A 15,932-nucleotide genomic window follows, 5' to 3' on the forward strand; every position below is an offset into this window, starting at 1 on the left:
AATGCGCCGCTCAAATCAGGTTGACTGAATACAGCAAGGCCGCCTGCCCTGCTGCGCTTGGTGCTGCGGATGATGCAGATGATTTTTCAGACGGCTTTATTGCCGTCTGAAAATACGCAGATTAGGGATTGGCGACCGCCGCGCTTCGGATAATCTGTTCCCTGTTAAAAGGAAACGCGCCTTACGCCACGCCGTAACGCTCGCGGTAAGCGCGCACCGGCTCGAGGAAATTACCGAATTCGGCATTGTTTTCCAACAGCGCCAGCAAGTCGCGCAGGTTAGCGATGGACACCACGGGCAGGCCGTATTGCTGCTCGACTTCCTGCACGGCAGACAGTTCGCCCGTGCCTTTTTCCATGCGGTCGAGCGCGATGGCGACGGCGGCGGGCGTTGCGCCCTCGGCTTCAATCAACTTCACCGATTCGCGCACGGACGTACCGGCAGAAATCACGTCGTCGATAATCAGCACGCGGCCTTTGAGCGGCGCGCCGACCAATACGCCGCCTTCGCCGTGGTCTTTGGCTTCTTTGCGGTTGTAGGCAAACGGCACGTTCACGCCTTTTTCCGCCAGCATCATGGCCGTGGCCGCCGCCAGAATAATGCCTTTGTAGGCCGGGCCGAACAGCATGTCAAACTCGACCTTGCTCTCGATAATCGCTTGGGCGTAAAACTTGGCCAGCTGCAGGGTGGACGCACCGTCGTTAAACAGACCGGCGTTGAAGAAATACGGCGACCGGCGGCCGGCTTTGGTGGTGAATTCGCCGAACTTCAATACGTTTTGCGACAGGGCGAATTTCAGGAAATCTTGGCGGAAATCGGACATTTCGGGTTTTCCATAAAGGTGTTGATTTAAAGTGGGAATTATAAAGGATTGCGTGGGAAAGAGTAAGGCCGTCTGAAAATCAGTTACAATACGGCTTTATTTGCTTTTTTTGTTGAACACACCATGCTGACCATCATTTCCGCCAACGTCAACGGCATCCGCTCCGCCTATAAAAAAGGTTTTCTCGAATACATCGCCGAATCCGGCGCCGACATCGTCTGCGTGCAGGAATTGAAAGCGCAGGAAGCCGATTTGGCCGATGAAATGAAAAACCCGCACGGTATGTACGGCCACTGGCATTGCGCGGAAAAGCGCGGCTACAGCGGCGTGGCCGTGTACAGCAAGCAGCAGCCCGACCATGTGCAGGTCGGCATGGGCATTGAAGAGTTCGACCGTGAAGGCCGCTTCGTGCGCTGCGATTTCGGCAAGCTCTCGGTGATTTCGCTTTATCTGCCCAGCGGCACCAGCGCGCCGGAGCGACAAGAATTGAAATACCGCTTTTTGGACGCGTTCTACCCCATGCTCGAAGCCATGAAAGCAGAAGGCCGCGACATCGTGGTGTGCGGCGACTGGAACATCGCCCACCAAAACATCGATTTGAAAAACTGGAAAGGCAACCAGAAAAACTCCGGCTTCCTGCCCGAAGAGCGCGAGTGGATCGGCAAAGTCATCTATAAGCTCGGCTGGGTGGATATGTGGCGCACGCTGTATCCCGAAATCCCCGGCTACACCTGGTGGAGCAACCGCGGCCAAGCCTATGCGAAAGACGTAGGGTGGCGTATCGACTACCAAATGGTCACGCCCGAGCTGGCGCAAAAAGCCGTGTCCGCCCATGTTTATAAAGACGTGAAATTTTCCGACCACGCGCCTTTGGTGGTGACTTACGACTATCCGGCATAAGGCCGTCTGAAAAAGCGGCATAGCAACGGGCGAAGCGGGTGTTTGCGAAACCTGCAAAGCCGAACAAACGCAGCAGATACGGTATGAAAACAGAATTGCGCCCCAACACCCAAACGCCGCAGCCCCGCTACATCATGGCCGCGCACATCGCGGCGGCATTGTTGTGGCTGCTGTCGCTGCCGCAGGAAGTGTTTATTCTGTCCGAATCCGGCCGCAGCTTCGACGGCATCGCCGTTCTGGTGTTCGGCACGCTGTTCGGCTGGGTTTACGGGCTGGATTGGAGCCGCGAAATCGGTTATTTGGCCGTTTACGCCAACTACCCCGCCCTATTGCTGATGCTGCCCATACGCTATCCCGGCCGACTGGCAGAAATCCTGCTCGGCGTGATGTGGCCGCTCGCCCTGCTGACCTTTCTGCTCGACGCCGTTATCATCAACGAAGCCGCGCACCGCATCGCCATCACCGCATACGGCCCCGGCCTGTATCTCTGGTTTGCCGCACTGGCCGCCGTCACCTTTGCCAGACTGGCTGCACCTGACCAAAGGCCGTCTGAAAATGGATGCTAAAACAAACTCAGTGCGTTGCTGCAGCAACTAAACCCGCCACCCGCCGTTTTACCGTATCAAACACACCATGCAGACCCACGAACTCGAAGACCTCACCCTGTTGCTGATCCGCGATGCCGACGAAGCGGAAATGTGGATAGACCGCTGGGCGGTCAGCTACCCCACCGTCTGCACCGCCGAAGCCGCCGCGCAACAAAGCATTGCCGACTGGCAGCGCACCATTCAGACGGCCTTCGGCAGCATTGTCGGCCGCCATATCGCCGTCGCCGCACACGGCGCGGGCGCAGCGGCTTTTCTGGCCTGGCTGTATCAGGCCGATGCCGGCACGCTGCGGCGCATCGGCAACATCATCTTAGTCGAACCGCCCACCGCCTTGCCCGACGATGCGGAACACACCCTGCTGCGCGCCCGCTGCCCCTGCCGCGCCGCGCTGGTTATCGGCAGCGGCGACGAAACCCTGCGCCTGTGGGCAGAAGACAAAGCCCGCCTGTGGCACACCCGCCTGCTCACCGCCCCGCAACCCGCACCACTGAGCAGCGTATCCGGCGGCTGGCAATGGGGCATGAAGCTGATGCAGGAAATGCTGCTCAGTTGAGCGGGATAAGACGAAGCCCCGAAACAGCCGAACTGCGGCGGCTACGAATGTTATAGTCGGAGAAATTAAGTTCTTCGACTATATTAATTATCGTAACACCATCAACATAACAAACCGAACAGGCACACAAAAAGCCGTCTGAAAAATCCGATTTTTCAGACGGCTTTTTATGATATTGAAGCCACAGGGCAGGCATCTTGCAGCCAACGGCAATTCCGTTAACAGAACCCGCCCTACCCGACAGCCCGATACGGCAATCTATCCCTGCCGCAAAATCAGCGGATATCGACAAAGGCGCTGTTGTGCAGCTCCTGCAGCAGGTTCACTTCGGCCTGCTGGGCTTTTTGCTGCGACAGGTATTGGCGGACGGCGTTGCGGCGGCGTTCTTCGGGCGTACCGGCATCGCGCACGTCGTTCAGTTTGATGATGTGCCAGCCGAACTGGGTACGCACGGGCGCGCTGATTTGGCCGGGTTTGAGTTGGTGTACGGCTTCTTCAAACGGGGCAACCATCATGCCGTCTGAAAACCAGCCCAAGTCGCCGCCGTTGTTGGCGCTGACGTCTTGCGAGTATTGGCGTGCCAAGTCTGCAAAGTCGGCGCCGCTACGGGCTTGCGCGTGGATTTTGCGGATGCTGCTTTCGGCGGCAGCGGCGGCGTTTTCGCTATCGGCTTTCAGCAGGATGTGCTGGGCGCTGTATTGGCGCATCGGCTCGCCCTCGGGCAGGGCGACACCCTGGCTTTGCGCTTGGGCGATAAAGCGGTCGACTTCGGCATCGCTCACGCGGCTGTTTTGCATCACGGCCTGCTGGCGTACTTTTTCCATGATGATGTTGTCGGCAATATCGCGGCGGACGGCTTTGGAGGCGTTTTTCAGCGACGGATTGGCGGCCACAACGGCATCAATTTCGGTTTCGCTGGCCTGAATGTTGCGGCGTTTACCGGCCTGGATAATCAGGGATTGGTTAATCATCTGCGCCAATACCTGACGGCGCAGCTCGTTGTCGCCCACCTGCGTGCCTTTGGGCAGGTCGCGGCGCGCTTGGGCGGCTGCGGCGGCCACTTGGCGCTGGGTAATCACTTCGTTATCGACAACGGCGGCGATGGTGTCCGACAGTTTCACGTCTACCGCGAAGGCGGCGCTCATGCTCAAGCCGGCGGCTGCGGCCAAAATCAGGGGTTTTACATTCATGGTTTTACAATCTCATTGGTTTTGCGGTAGCCGGGAATGGCCAGACGCAGTTGTTCAAACGGGTTTTGACCGACGTTGCTCAGGTCTTTCAGTTGGAGGTTGAGGAATACGGCGTTTTTACGGCCGGTTTCGCTGGTAACGTAGCGCTGGGCGACGACGCTGGCGCTCCAGCAGCCGCAGTTGCTCTTATACTCGGCGCCGACCAGCATATCCAGCGGGCGCTTGGCGGCCAGCTCATAGTTGAAGCGTGCCACACCGTACAGGTTTTTGGCAAGCGGCCATTGGGCGGCCACGTCGATTTGGCGCAGCGGGCCGTAGAAATAGCTGCCGTTGTTTTGCAGATACTGGCGCTCGTTGCGGCCGTATTTGTAGCGGGCGCTCAGGGCTTTGCCGGGCGCGGGGTTATAGACGATGCCGGCGGCGTAGCTCTCGAAGCGTTCTTCGTTTTGGTTGTAGTGCGCGTCGGTATGCACGCGGATGTTGTCGGTCAGATTACCATGTGCAAAGGCCACCCAGTCGGAGCGGTTGCGCTCGTATTCGCTGATGCGCCCGTCGAGCAGCACGTTGTCGCTGGTGAAGTAGAATTTCTGGCCGATGCCCGCGCGGAACAGCTCTGCGCCGGTTTTCGGGTTCAAAATCCGGCTCTGCAAGGCGGTGGACAGGCTGTTGGCGGCATTCACGCGGTCGTAGCCCGAATAGATGTTGTCGCGGAAAAGCTGCTCGTAGGTGAAGCTGTTTTCCGAGGTATCGAAGTTGGGCAGGTCGTTTTGCGACTTGGCGGGAATATAATTGTAAAACAGGCGCGGTTCAAGCGTTTGGATAAAATCGCGCCCGAAAATTGCGGCTTCGCGCTCGAAGGTTACGCCGGAATCGACGCTGAGCATGGGCAGCACCAGGCTGACGTTGCGCCCGGGCAGGCCGTTGAAGCTGTCGAGATTGTAGCGTGCCAGATGCAGCGCGGCTTTGGGGCGGACATAGCCCCATTGGTTGTGGAAATCCCATTTGACCGACGGCGACAACACCAGGCGGTTGCTGCTTTGTCGGTCGTTGTGATCGAAGCGGGTAAACTGGCCGAAAGCATTGACTTGAGCATTGCCGATGTGTTTACTCCAGCTGGCCGACAGGCGCGGCAGAATGGCGTAAGGCTCGTCTTTATAGCCGTTTTCGTTGGCCAGCGTTTGGTATTTCTGCGCCATCAGCGAGCTGCTGAAATGGCCGCCGCCGAGGCTGCGGCCGTAATTCAGCCAAACCTGGCGGTTGAGGTTGACGTTGCTGGCGATGTCGCCCTGCCCGTAGAAATCGCGGTAGTAGTCGTTGTCGGACACATGGTTCAAATCTACGCCGCCGCTCAGATGCTCGCTGAAGCGGTGGTTGTGCCGCCATTTGACCTGCGCGCGGTTGTTGCGGTCGCGCAGTTTGTCGTGCGGCATCCAAGTGCCTTCGATGTCGCCCGAAAATTTCGGCTCAAGATAACGCAGCTGCCCGCCCAGGCGCACGCCGCGCTTGGTGATGATGCCGGGAGTAACGGTGGCATCCAGATTGGGCTTGAGATTCAGGTAATACGGCAGCGACATTTCAAAGCCGTCTGAACCGGTGGAGACGTTCGGCACCAAAAAGCCGCTCTTACGGCTGCCGTTGATGGGGAAATCCGCCCACGGGGTGTACAGCACGGGCACGCCGCCGAACACCAGCGATGCGTTTTTGGCCACGCCGATGCCGGTGGATTCGTCGGCTTCGATGCTTTTGGCTTTGATATACCACGATGCATCACCCGGGGCGCAGGTATTGAATTTGGTGTTAATCAGATTGTAAAGGCCGGGGCCTTTCATCTCGGCTTTTTCGCTCACGCTTTGCAGGCGGCGGCCGTCGCGCTCGGTGGCCATGCGCACGTTTTCGGTGATGCCGGTGCGCTCACTCAGATTGTAGGTCAGCTCTTTGCCGCTGACGACGGAGCCGTTTTGATAAAGTTTGTATTGATCGCCCGCGGTGACGGTATCGCTGGCTTGGTCGTACACCGCCCAATCCGAATTCAGGATTTCGTCGTTGCGCTCGATAATCACGTTGCCCTCGGCGCGGACGGTGGCGATTTTGCCGCCTTGGGCATCGCTTTGGTTACGCCCTTGGATATAGTCGGCGGTCACGCGGGTATAGTCGGGCGGCAGGCTGTCTTCGCTGCTGCGCTGAATATCGGCGCCGCTTCTTTCGGCTTCCAACGCTTTTTGATGGGCGGCCACGGCTTCGTCGCTGCAAAACAGGCAGGTTTCGCCCAGCGACAGCTCCGCTCCGTCCTTATCGCTATTTTCAGACGGCTTGGACGCAGCCGCTTCTTTGACGGCTTCTGCTGCGGCTTCCAGCGGCACATAATCGGCCGCATCGGGTACAAACGGCGCGGCATCCTGAGCGGCTGCTGCGGTGCTGAAGCCGACGCTCAGGGCAAATACCAGAGGTTTGAGTGAAAATAAACGCGCCAAAATCGCCCCTTAAAACAGTTTGCCAGTTAGAATAGCGGTTATTTTAACCTGAAACTTCACGAAACTGCTATGCAACGACAAACCGAATTGCAAAAATGGTTGGAAACCGTTTACCCGAACCGGGCGTTTGAATTGAGCTTCGCGGCTGCCGATGCCGATTTCCGCCGCTATTTCCGCGCAACTTTTTCAGACGGCCACACCGTCGTGTGTATGGATGCGCCGCCCGATAAGATGAGCGTGGCGCCGTATTTGAAGGTGCAGAAGCTGTTTGACATGGTGAATGTGCCGCAGGTGCTGCACGTTGATGAAGCACTGGGTTTTATGGTGCTTAATGATTTGGGCAGCACCACTTTCCTCACCGCCATGCAGCAGGAAACGTCCGAATCCGCCCACAAAGCCTTGCTGCTGGAAGCGATTGACGAATTGGTCGAGCTGCAGAAAGCCAGCCGTCCCGAAGTGCTGCCCGAATACGACCATGCCGTTATGCTGCGCGAAATCAATTTGTTCCCCGAATGGTTTGTGGCCAAAGAATTGGGAAAAACGTTGAATTTCAAACAACGCCAATTGTGGCAGCAAACCGTCGATACCCTGCTGCCGCCGCTGTTGGCGCAACCCAAAGTGTATGTACACCGCGACTACATCGTGCGTAATCTGATGCTGCAAAACGGCCGCCCAGGCGTGCTCGATTTCCAAGACGCGCTTTACGGCCCGATTGCCTATGATTTGGTGTCGCTGCTGCGCGATGCCTTTATCGAGTGGGAAGAAGAGTTTGTGTTGGACTTGGTCATCCGCTACTGGGAAAAAGCGCGCGCCGCCGGCCTGCCCGTACCCGCCGATTTCGACGAATTTTACCGCTGGTTCGAGTGGATGGGCGTGCAGCGGCATTTGAAGGTGGCCGGCATTTTCGCCCGCCTCTACTACCGAGACGGCAAAGACAAATACCGCCCGGAAATCCCGCGTTTCCTGAATTATCTGCGCCGCGTGTCGCGCCGCTATATCGATCTGGCGCCGCTGTATGCGCTGCTGGTGGAATCGGTCGGCGATGAGGATTTGGAAACGGGCTTTACCTTTTAATCTGCCCGATTTAGCCGTCTGAAAAAAGCCGTCTGAACCTGATTTCGGATTTTCAGACGGCTTTTTTACGCCCCGCAGCCTTGCTTAAAGCGGGCAGTTTGTTCACAATCGGGGCCGTCTGAAAGTTTTATAGTCATTTAAAAGAAGAATGAAGCGGCTTATTTGCTTGATCTAACTTCTTCTTTTATCCGGCTGTCCCGCTCAATTTCCATTCCGATTATCCGCTTATGGCCCTTTTCTTTATCCGCCGCCCGGTGTTTGCCTGGGTGCTGTCTATTTTCATCACGCTGGCGGGCGCGCTGTCGATGTTTGCGCTGCCGCTGGAGCAGTATCCCGACATCGCGCCGCCGCAGGTGTCGGTTACCGCACGCTATACCGGCGCTTCGGCGGAAACCGTCAATGACTCCGTATCGCAAGTCATCGAGCAGCAACTGACCGGCTTGGACGGCCTGATGCATATGAGTTCCACCGCCGATTCCTCCGGCCTGTCGCGCACCACGATTACCTTCGAGCCGGGTACGGATATTGACGTGGCGCAGGTACAGGTGCAAAACGCTTTGCAGCAGGCGCAGTCGCGGCTGCCCGAAGCGGTGCAGCAGCGCGGGGTAACGGTCACGCGCGGCGGGCAGGACAATCTGGTTACCTGGATGTTTTATACGGAAGACAAAAGCATCCCCCGCGTGGCGGTCACGGATTATCTGTCAAGCAATCTGGTGGAAGTATTGGGGCGTGTGGACGGCGTGGCGGAAGTCCAGCTTTACGGCAGCCCGTATGCGATGCGCATCTGGCTCGACCCGAACAAGCTGGAGCAATACCGCCTGATGCCCTCCGACATCCGCGCCGCGCTCGACAGCCAAAACACGCAGGTATCGGCCGGCCAGCTCGGCCAGCTGCCGTCTGTAAACGGGCAGATGCTGAATGTGCCGATTCGGGCGCGCAGCAAGCTGAAAACGGTGGCCGAGTTTGAAAACATTATCTTGAAAAGCGACGCTTCGGGCGCGGTCGTGACCCTGAAAGACGTGGCGCGGGTGGAGCTGGGCGCGGAAAGCAGCGATGTCAATACGCGCTTCAACGGCCATACCGGCGGCGCTTTGGGGATTATTCTTTCAGACGGCGCCAACGCGCTGGAAACGGCGGCGGCGGTGGAAGCGAAAATCCGCGCGCTGGAGCCGGATTTCCCTTACGGCATGCGGGCGGAAACCAGCCAGGACAGCGTGCCGTTCGTCAAAGCCTCGCTGAAAGAAGTGTTGAAAACGCTGGTGGAGGCGGTGGTCTTGGTGGTGCTGGTGATGTATCTGTTTCTGCAAAGCCCCCGCGCCACCTTGATTCCCGCCATTGCCGTGCCCGTGGTGCTGATGGGCACGCTCGGGATTTTGGCGCTCTTGGGCTATTCCATCAATATGCTGACCATGTTTGCGCTGGTGCTGGCCATCGGCCTGCTGGTGGACGATGCCATCGTGGTGGTGGAAAACGTCGAGCGCGTGATGCACGATGAGGGACTGGATGCACGCGCGGCCACGGAAAAATCCATGCGGGAAATTTCTTCGGCGCTGGTGGGCGTGGGGCTGGTGCTGTCGGCGGTATTTGTACCGATGGCGTTTTTCCCCGGCACCACCGGCGTGATTTACCGCCAGTTTGCCGTCACGCTGATTGCCGCGATGGGCTTTTCCGTGATGGTTGCCCTGACCCTGTCGCCCGCTTTGTGCGCCCAGCTGCTCAAGCCCAAAAAGCGCACCGAGCCGGTCGGCGGGCTGTTTCGCGGTTTTTTCAACGCGTTCAACCGGGGTTTTGAAAAGCTGGCCGCGCATTACAGCGTGCTGACCGGCCGGCTGTTTGCCCGCAGCCGCCTGATGGCCGCCGCCTTTCTCGCCATCATCGCCGCCTGCGCCGCCCTCTTCCACATCCTGCCGACTTCGTTTTTGCCGGAAGAAGACCAGGGCTTTCTGCAAGTCAACGTAACCCTGCCGCCCGGCTCTACCGATGAGCGGCTGCGTGCCACGCTGGCGCCGCTGGAGCAGTATTTCCACGAGCAGCCCGAAGTACGCTCGGTGATGACGCTGACCGGCATACGCGGCAATCAGGGCTTCGGTATGCTGACCGTCCGCCTCAAGCCGTGGGAAGAACGCAGCGCGGCGCAATCGGCCGCCGCACTCGAAGCGCGTGCCGCCAAAGCCTTCCGCCAATATAAAAACGCCCGTATTTTCGTCAATATGCCGCCGACCGTGCGCGGACTTGGCTCTTCCGGCGGCCTGAGCTTCGTATTAAAAGATACCGACGGACGCGGCTACGACGCGCTGAACCAAGCCAAAGAGCGTTTAATCGGGCTGGCCGCGCAAAGCAGCCTGGTCCGCAGCCTGCGCGCCAACAACCAAGACCCGCGCAGCCGCCTGGCGGTGGATGTGGACGACCGCGCGGCCGCCGCCCACCAAGTCGCACCCGGCGACATCAACGCCCTGCTTGCCAACGCGCTCGGCGGCACCTACGTCAACGACTTTATCCACAACGGCCGCGTCAAGCGCGTGTATATCCAAGCCGACGCGCCCTTCCGTATGCAGCCGCAAGACATCGGCAACTGGAAAGTGCGCAACGCGCAAGGCGAAATGATACCGCTTTCCGCCTTTTCCACTGTGCATTGGGAAGTGGCGCCGCCGCAGCTGATCCGCTTCTCCGGCAGTCTGGCGATGGATATGCAGGCCGCACCGGCCGAAGGTGTCAGCTCCGGCCAGGCCATGGAAGAATTGCAGCGTCTGGTGCGCGAGCTGCCCGGCAGCTACCAAATCGAATGGACGGGCGCATCGCTGCAGGAGCAACGCGCCGGCGCACTCGCCCCGCTGCTGTATGCCTTGTCGGTATTGTTTGTCTTCCTTTGCCTGGCCGCCCTGTACGAAAGCTGGAGCGTGCCGCTGGCCGTAATGCTTTCCGCCGTATTGGGCGTACTCGGCGCGCTGGTTTTCACCGGCCTGCGCGGTTTGGAAAACGATGTGTTCTTCCAAGTCGGCCTGCTGACCACCATCGGCCTGGCCGCCAAAAACGCCATTTTGATTGTCGAATTCGCCGTACAGCTGCAAAACCGCGGCTACACGCTGTACCGCGCCGCCGCCGAAGCCGCCGGCCTGCGCCTGCGCCCCATTCTCATGACCTCGCTCGCCTTCGGCCTGGGCGTCGTACCGCTGGCCTTGGGCACGGGCGCAGGCGCAGCATCCCGCATCGCCATCGGCACCGCCGTCTTGGGCGGCACGGTGTTCTCAACCGTATTGGGGCTGCTGTTTGTACCCGTGTTTTTCGTTTGGGTACGCAACCTGATGGGGAAACGCCGCACAGTCTGAAACATTCCGGTTTCAGCAGGTTTACACAAACCAAAAGCCGTCTGAAAAACGCTTCTGCATTTTTCAGACGGCTTTTTAATAAATAACCTTACCGCCTACACTAAGCACTCTGCCAGCGCGTCCACACCGGGCGGCATTGCGGCGGCAGCTCGGGGCACGCGCCCAGGATGCCGCCTGAAAAATCGTTCGGGCGATGGAAATCGCTGCCGGCCGAAGCCAGCAGGCCGTAACGCTCGGCCAGCAGCGCGTAGTTCATGCGGTCGTTGGCGTTGCAGCTGCCGCTGTGTACTTCGACGGCTTCGCCGCCTGCGGCTTTGAAGGCTTCAAACAGATTGCGCTTGGCGGTGGCCGACAGGCCGTAGCGCATCGGGTGGGCGATGACGGCCGCGCCGCCCGCGCCGGTAATGGCGGCGACGCATTCGGCCAAGTCCGCCCATTCGTGCCGCACCGCGCAGGATTTGCCGTCGCCCAGATATTTGGTAAACGCCTGCTGCTTGTTGCGGACGTGGCCGCCGTTGATTAAAAATTCGGCCACATGGGTGCGCCCGGCCATTTCGGGGTTGGCCGCCAACGCCAATGCGCCTTCGTATGCGCCCGCTATGCCTTTTTTGGCCAGCTTCTGCGCGATGGCTTCCAGCCGCTGCAAACGCCCCTGCCGCACGCGGGCAAGCAGGTTTTGCAAGTGGTCGTTTTGCTCGTCGAAACCCAAGCCGACAATGTGTATGGTGCGACCGCGCCAGGTGACGGACACTTCCACGCCGTTGACAAACAGCAGCGCCAGCTTTTCAGCTTCCGCGCGCGCTTCGGCCAACCCGCCGGTGTGGTCGTGGTCGGTCAGCGCCAGCAGCGTGCAGCCGTTCTGCTTGGCCAGACGCACCACTTCAGCGGGCGGCAGCAGGCCGTCTGAAACATTGGAATGGCAGTGTAAATCAATCATGAGCGTGCGCCGTTTTCCAATACGGCAATGGCGGCTTCGGCCACGTCGTCGGCGCTTTCGGGCAACGCCAGCGTGCGGGCGTGTTGCGCCCATTCCAAGCATTGGGCACGCGTCAGGCCGCCCAGTACTTCAGCCAGTTTCTCCGCCGTCAGCTGGGATTGCGGCAGCAGCAAACCGGCTTCGGCGTGCACCATAAAGCGGGCATTGGCGGTTTGGTGGTCGTCCACCGCGCCCGGGTAAGGCACAAGCAGTGCGCCCACGCCGGCGGCGGTCAGCTCGGCAATGGTCAGTGCGCCGGCGCGGCACACCACCACATCGGCATCGCGGTAAGCGGAGACCATATCGGTAATGAATTCTACGCACTCGGCTTCCACGCCCAGCGCGTCGTAATCGGCCTGCAGCGTGCCCAACTTGTTGCGGCCGGACTGGTGATACATCTGCGGGCGGTCTTGCTCGGGCAGTAAGGCCAGCGCTTTGGGCAGGGTTTTGTTCAATACGTCCGCGCCCAGGCTGCCGCCCATCACCAAAATTTTCAGACGGCCTCCGCGCCCGGCAAAACGCTCGGCAGGCGCAGGCAGCGCGGCAATATCGGCACGCACGGGGTTGCCGACCAAGCCGTTTTCATGCTCGAAGGCTTTAGGAAAGGCGTATAACACACGCGCCGCCCAGCGGGAGAGCTGCTTGTTGGCCAAGCCCGCTACGGCGTTTTGCTCGTGAATCACAATCGGAACGCCCGACAGTTTGGCCGCCACGCCGCCGGGAAAGGTGACGAAGCCGCCGAAGCCGATAACACAGGAAACGCGGTGTTTTTTGATGATGCGCTTGGCTTCGCGTATGGTTTTCCACAGGGTAAACGGCAGCATCAGCTTGCGCTTGATGCCGTTGCCGCGCACGCCTTTGATGGCCAGCGTTTCCAGCAGAATATCGTATTGCGGGACAATGCGCGTTTCCATCGCACCCTCGCTGCCCAGCCAAATCACATGATGGCCGCGCGCGCGCAGCGCATCGGCCACCGCCAGCGCGGGGAAAATATGGCCGCCGGTGCCGCCGGCCATCAGCATAAATGTTTTGCCGCTCATCGGCTTATTCCTCTACCAGATAACCGCGCATTTTACGGCGGTTTTCAAAATCAATCCGCAACAGCAGGGTCATGCTCACCAGCATCACCATCACCGCCGAGCCGCCGTAAGACATCAGCGGCAGCGGCAGGCCTTTGGTCGGCAGCAGGCCGATGTTGACGCCGATGTTGAAAAAGCTCTGAATGCCGACCCAGATGGCGATGCCGTTGGCCACATACGCGCTGAAGGTCAAATCCAAATCACGCGCCTGCTTGCCGATGGAAAACGCCCGCAGCACCAGCCAGCCGTAGCAAAACACCAGCATCAGCATGCCCAAAAAGCCGAATTCTTCGCCGATGATGGCGAAAATAAAGTCGGTATGCGCCTCGGGCAGGTAAAAGCGTTTTTCCAAACTCGCGCCCAAGCCCACGCCGAACCATTCGCCGCGTGCAATCGCCATCAGCGAATGGGTCAGCTGATAGCCCTTGCCCAGCGGATCGCTCCACGGGTCGAGAAAGCCCGTTACCCGCGCCATACGGTAAGGCTCGAAAACAATCAGTAAGGCGATACACGCCAGCAATATGCCCGACATCACGCCGAAATAGCGCAGCGGAAAACCCGCCAAAAACAGCATACCCGCCACAATCGCCACCACCACGATGGCCGAACCCAAGTCCGGCTGCAGCAGCATCAGCCCCACACCCACCGCCAGCAGGAAGCCCGGTGCCAGAATTTTCGTCCACGACTGCAAGACTTCGGCTTTGCGGGTAAACAGGCTGGAGAGATACAGCACGGTGGCGAGCTTGAACATTTCAGACGGCTGCACATTCACCGGCCCCACGTGCAGCCAACGCGTCGCCCCGTTAATCTCGCGCCCCAGCACCAATACCGCCGCCAGCAGCAGGCCGCACAGCAGGTAATACCACGGCATGATGCGCTTCCAGGCATTCATGCTGACAAACGACAAGCCGCTGCACACCACCAGCCCCAGCCCGACAAACGATGCCTGGCGGATTAAGAAAGCGAACTGGTCGCCGCCCTCGTCTGCCGCGTAGGCAATCGAAGCCGAATAAATCATCAGCAGGCTGAACGCCGTCATCAGCGCCACCATCCACAGCAGCGACATATCGATTTTCTGGCCGCTGCGTACAATCGGCCGGTCGAGCAGCTGCAGTGCCGACAGGCGGAAGCGGCGCAGGGATTTGAGGTCGGAAAGCTGGTTGAGGATATTCATATCGGTTGGCTGTTTCTGTATCCGTTTTCAGACGGCATCGGCTGGAAAGGCCGTCTGAAAATCGGGAAATAAGTCATTTTATTGTAATGCTGCAATGATGGTCGGTAGGACGGGCATCTTACATAACCAAAGGAAATCCGTTTACTTAACCTGCCGCTCATTCACAGAATAAGATAGATTGTTTATCGAACTATTTTCTTTGCCTATGCAAAGCGACGGGCAAGGATGCCCGTCCTACGTCTATTGCGTACCCGCGCACGGCGGAAGTCGCATTTTATCCGGCAGAGCGCCGTTTTCAGACGGCCTGCGGGCGCACGGGTTTACAAGGCCTTAAACGCCTCGATAAACACTTCGGCGCGGTGGGCGTAGCCTTTAAACATATCGAAGCTGGCACAAGCCGGGCTGAGCAACACGATATCGCCCGCTTCGGCTCGGGCATAGGCGGTTTGCACGGCTTCGTCCATGTCGGCGCAATCGGTCAAGGCCACGCCGCAGCCTTCCAAATCGCGGCGGATTTGCGGCGCGTCCGCACCAATCAACAGCACGCCTTTGGCCTTGCCTTTCAAGGCTTCGCGCAAAGGTGTGAAATCCTGCCCTTTGCCCATGCCGCCGAGAATCACCCACAGCGGATTCTGCAAGCCCGAAATCGCCGCAGCCGTCGCGCCGACATTCGTGCCCTTGCTGTCGTCGATAAAGGTGACGCCGTTTTTCTCGCCGACTTTTTCCACACGGTGCGGCAGGCCTTGGAAAGTTTGCACGTGTTGCAACAATTCCGCACGCGGCAGGCCGACGGCTTCGCACAAGGCAACGGCAGCCAAAACATTGGCGGCGTTGTGCAGGCCTTGCAGCGGAATATCCGCCGCCGCAATCAAATCGCTGCCGCCGTTTTTCAGACGGCCTGAAGCGCGGTCAAACCAATATTCGGCTTCGCGTTCCAACGAAAACCATTGCACATCGCGGCCGCTGCGCTTCATGGCGCGGCAGAACACGTCGTCGGCGTTCAATACCTGCACGCCTTCGCCGCGGAAAATTTTGTCTTTGGCGTGGGCATAATCGAGCAGGTCGTCGTAGCGGTCGAGATGGTCTTCGGAAATGTTCAATACCGTGGCCGCGCTCGGGCGCAGGCTTTCGGTGTTTTCCAGCTGGAAGCTGGATAATTCCAACACCCACACATCGGCTTTCTTGCCGCCCCGCTGCAATTCGGCTTCCAAAACCGGCGTGCCGATATTGCCCGCGATAACGGTATCGAGGCCGCATTTGATACACAGATAGCCGACCAGGCTGGTGACGGTGGTTTTACCGTTGCTGCCGGTGATGGCGATGACTTTGTCGCCACGTCCGTTCAACACGCCTGCCAAAATCTCAATATCGCCGATGACGCGCCCGCCGCGCTGCTTAAACGCCTCAATTTCGGGCGTGCGCTCGGAAATGCCGGGGCTGAGCGCGAGCATATCGAAACCGTTGTCCAGCGCGTCTTTCAGACGGCCTGTATAGAAAGTCAGCCCTTCGAACATTTTACCGATTTGCGCTACGCGCTCGGCTTTCAATTCCGCATCGTAAGCGGCCACTTCCGCCCCTGCCTGGCGCAGGAACGCAATCATGGAAATACCCGTACCGCCGAGGCCGGCGACCAAGATTTTTTTGTTTTGCCAGTTCATGTTGATTTAACCGTGTTTTGTTTTGCTGTGCATGGGCGTTTCAGACGGCCTTTGGTGTATAGTCGTCGAACTTAAATCATGCTACGGCGTTGGCTCGCCC

General features: G+C 59.0%; 12 protein-coding genes. 5 read left to right on the forward strand and 7 right to left on the reverse strand.

The window, feature by feature from the left end:
* Positions 1-181: 181 nt before the first annotated feature.
* Positions 182-823, reverse strand: coding sequence for an orotate phosphoribosyltransferase (gene pyrE / locus BDE01S_RS02670; RefSeq protein WP_066077048.1), 642 nt, complete (start codon positions 821-823; stop codon positions 182-184).
* Positions 824-946: 123 nt separating this feature from the next.
* Between pyrE and BDE01S_RS02675 the strand changes: the two genes are divergently transcribed.
* The 3 genes from BDE01S_RS02675 (at position 947) to BDE01S_RS02685 (ending at position 2,884) form a co-directional block, all read left to right on the forward strand.
* Positions 947-1,723, forward strand: a complete 777-nt coding sequence (locus tag BDE01S_RS02675) for an exodeoxyribonuclease III (RefSeq protein WP_066077049.1) — start codon at positions 947-949, stop codon at positions 1,721-1,723.
* Between the two features lie 83 nt (positions 1,724-1,806).
* Positions 1,807-2,289, forward strand: coding sequence for a hypothetical protein (locus tag BDE01S_RS11230; RefSeq protein WP_066077052.1), 483 nt, complete (start codon positions 1,807-1,809; stop codon positions 2,287-2,289).
* Between the two features lie 67 nt (positions 2,290-2,356).
* A complete protein-coding gene (locus tag BDE01S_RS02685) occupies positions 2,357-2,884 on the forward strand; it encodes an alpha/beta hydrolase (RefSeq protein ID WP_066077057.1) in 528 nt (175 codons plus the stop codon).
* Positions 2,885-3,159: 275 nt separating this feature from the next.
* On the opposite strand, the gene BDE01S_RS02690 is transcribed toward BDE01S_RS02685, so the two are convergent.
* Both BDE01S_RS02690 and BDE01S_RS02695 read right to left on the reverse strand, forming a co-directional pair.
* Positions 3,160-4,029, reverse strand: a complete 870-nt coding sequence (locus tag BDE01S_RS02690; RefSeq protein ID WP_416178194.1) for a peptidylprolyl isomerase — start codon at positions 4,027-4,029, stop codon at positions 3,160-3,162.
* A 41-nt stretch (positions 4,030-4,070) separates the two neighbouring features.
* On the reverse strand, positions 4,071-6,545 hold the full coding sequence (locus BDE01S_RS02695; RefSeq protein WP_066077062.1) for an LPS-assembly protein LptD: 2,475 nt from the start codon (positions 6,543-6,545) through the stop codon (positions 4,071-4,073).
* Between the two features lie 69 nt (positions 6,546-6,614).
* Between BDE01S_RS02695 and amgK the strand changes: the two genes are divergently transcribed.
* Positions 6,615-7,619: an N-acetylmuramate/N-acetylglucosamine kinase AmgK gene (gene amgK, locus BDE01S_RS02700; RefSeq protein WP_066077065.1), complete on the forward strand. Its 1,005-nt coding sequence runs from the start codon at positions 6,615-6,617 to the stop codon at positions 7,617-7,619.
* A 227-nt stretch (positions 7,620-7,846) separates the two neighbouring features.
* Complete coding sequence (locus BDE01S_RS02705) at positions 7,847-10,945, forward strand: multidrug efflux RND transporter permease subunit (RefSeq protein WP_066077067.1); 3,099 nt, start codon at positions 7,847-7,849, stop codon at positions 10,943-10,945.
* Between the two features lie 100 nt (positions 10,946-11,045).
* On the opposite strand, the gene BDE01S_RS02710 is transcribed toward BDE01S_RS02705, so the two are convergent.
* The 4 genes from BDE01S_RS02710 to murD all read right to left on the reverse strand — a co-directional run bounded on the left by BDE01S_RS02710 (position 11,046) and on the right by murD (position 15,832).
* Entirely contained in the window at positions 11,046-11,882 is an 837-nt protein-coding gene (locus tag BDE01S_RS02710) for a PHP domain-containing protein (protein ID WP_066077069.1), read from the reverse strand.
* Entirely contained in the window at positions 11,879-12,961 is a 1,083-nt protein-coding gene (gene murG / locus BDE01S_RS02715) for an undecaprenyldiphospho-muramoylpentapeptide beta-N-acetylglucosaminyltransferase (RefSeq protein WP_066077072.1), read from the reverse strand. Before murG ends, BDE01S_RS02710 begins: the two co-directional genes overlap by 4 nt.
* A 4-nt stretch (positions 12,962-12,965) precedes the next feature.
* Positions 12,966-14,066, reverse strand: coding sequence for a putative lipid II flippase FtsW (gene ftsW / locus BDE01S_RS02720; protein ID WP_416178195.1), 1,101 nt, complete (start codon positions 14,064-14,066; stop codon positions 12,966-12,968).
* Between the two features lie 428 nt (positions 14,067-14,494).
* Entirely contained in the window at positions 14,495-15,832 is a 1,338-nt protein-coding gene (gene murD / locus BDE01S_RS02725) for a UDP-N-acetylmuramoyl-L-alanine--D-glutamate ligase (RefSeq protein WP_066077076.1), read from the reverse strand.
* Positions 15,833-15,932 lie beyond the last annotated feature (100 nt).

The sequence above is a fragment of the Bergeriella denitrificans NBRC 102155 genome (assembly GCF_001592185.1).
In the GTDB taxonomy this organism is placed as follows: Bacteria; Pseudomonadota; Gammaproteobacteria; order Burkholderiales; family Neisseriaceae; genus Neisseria; species Neisseria denitrificans.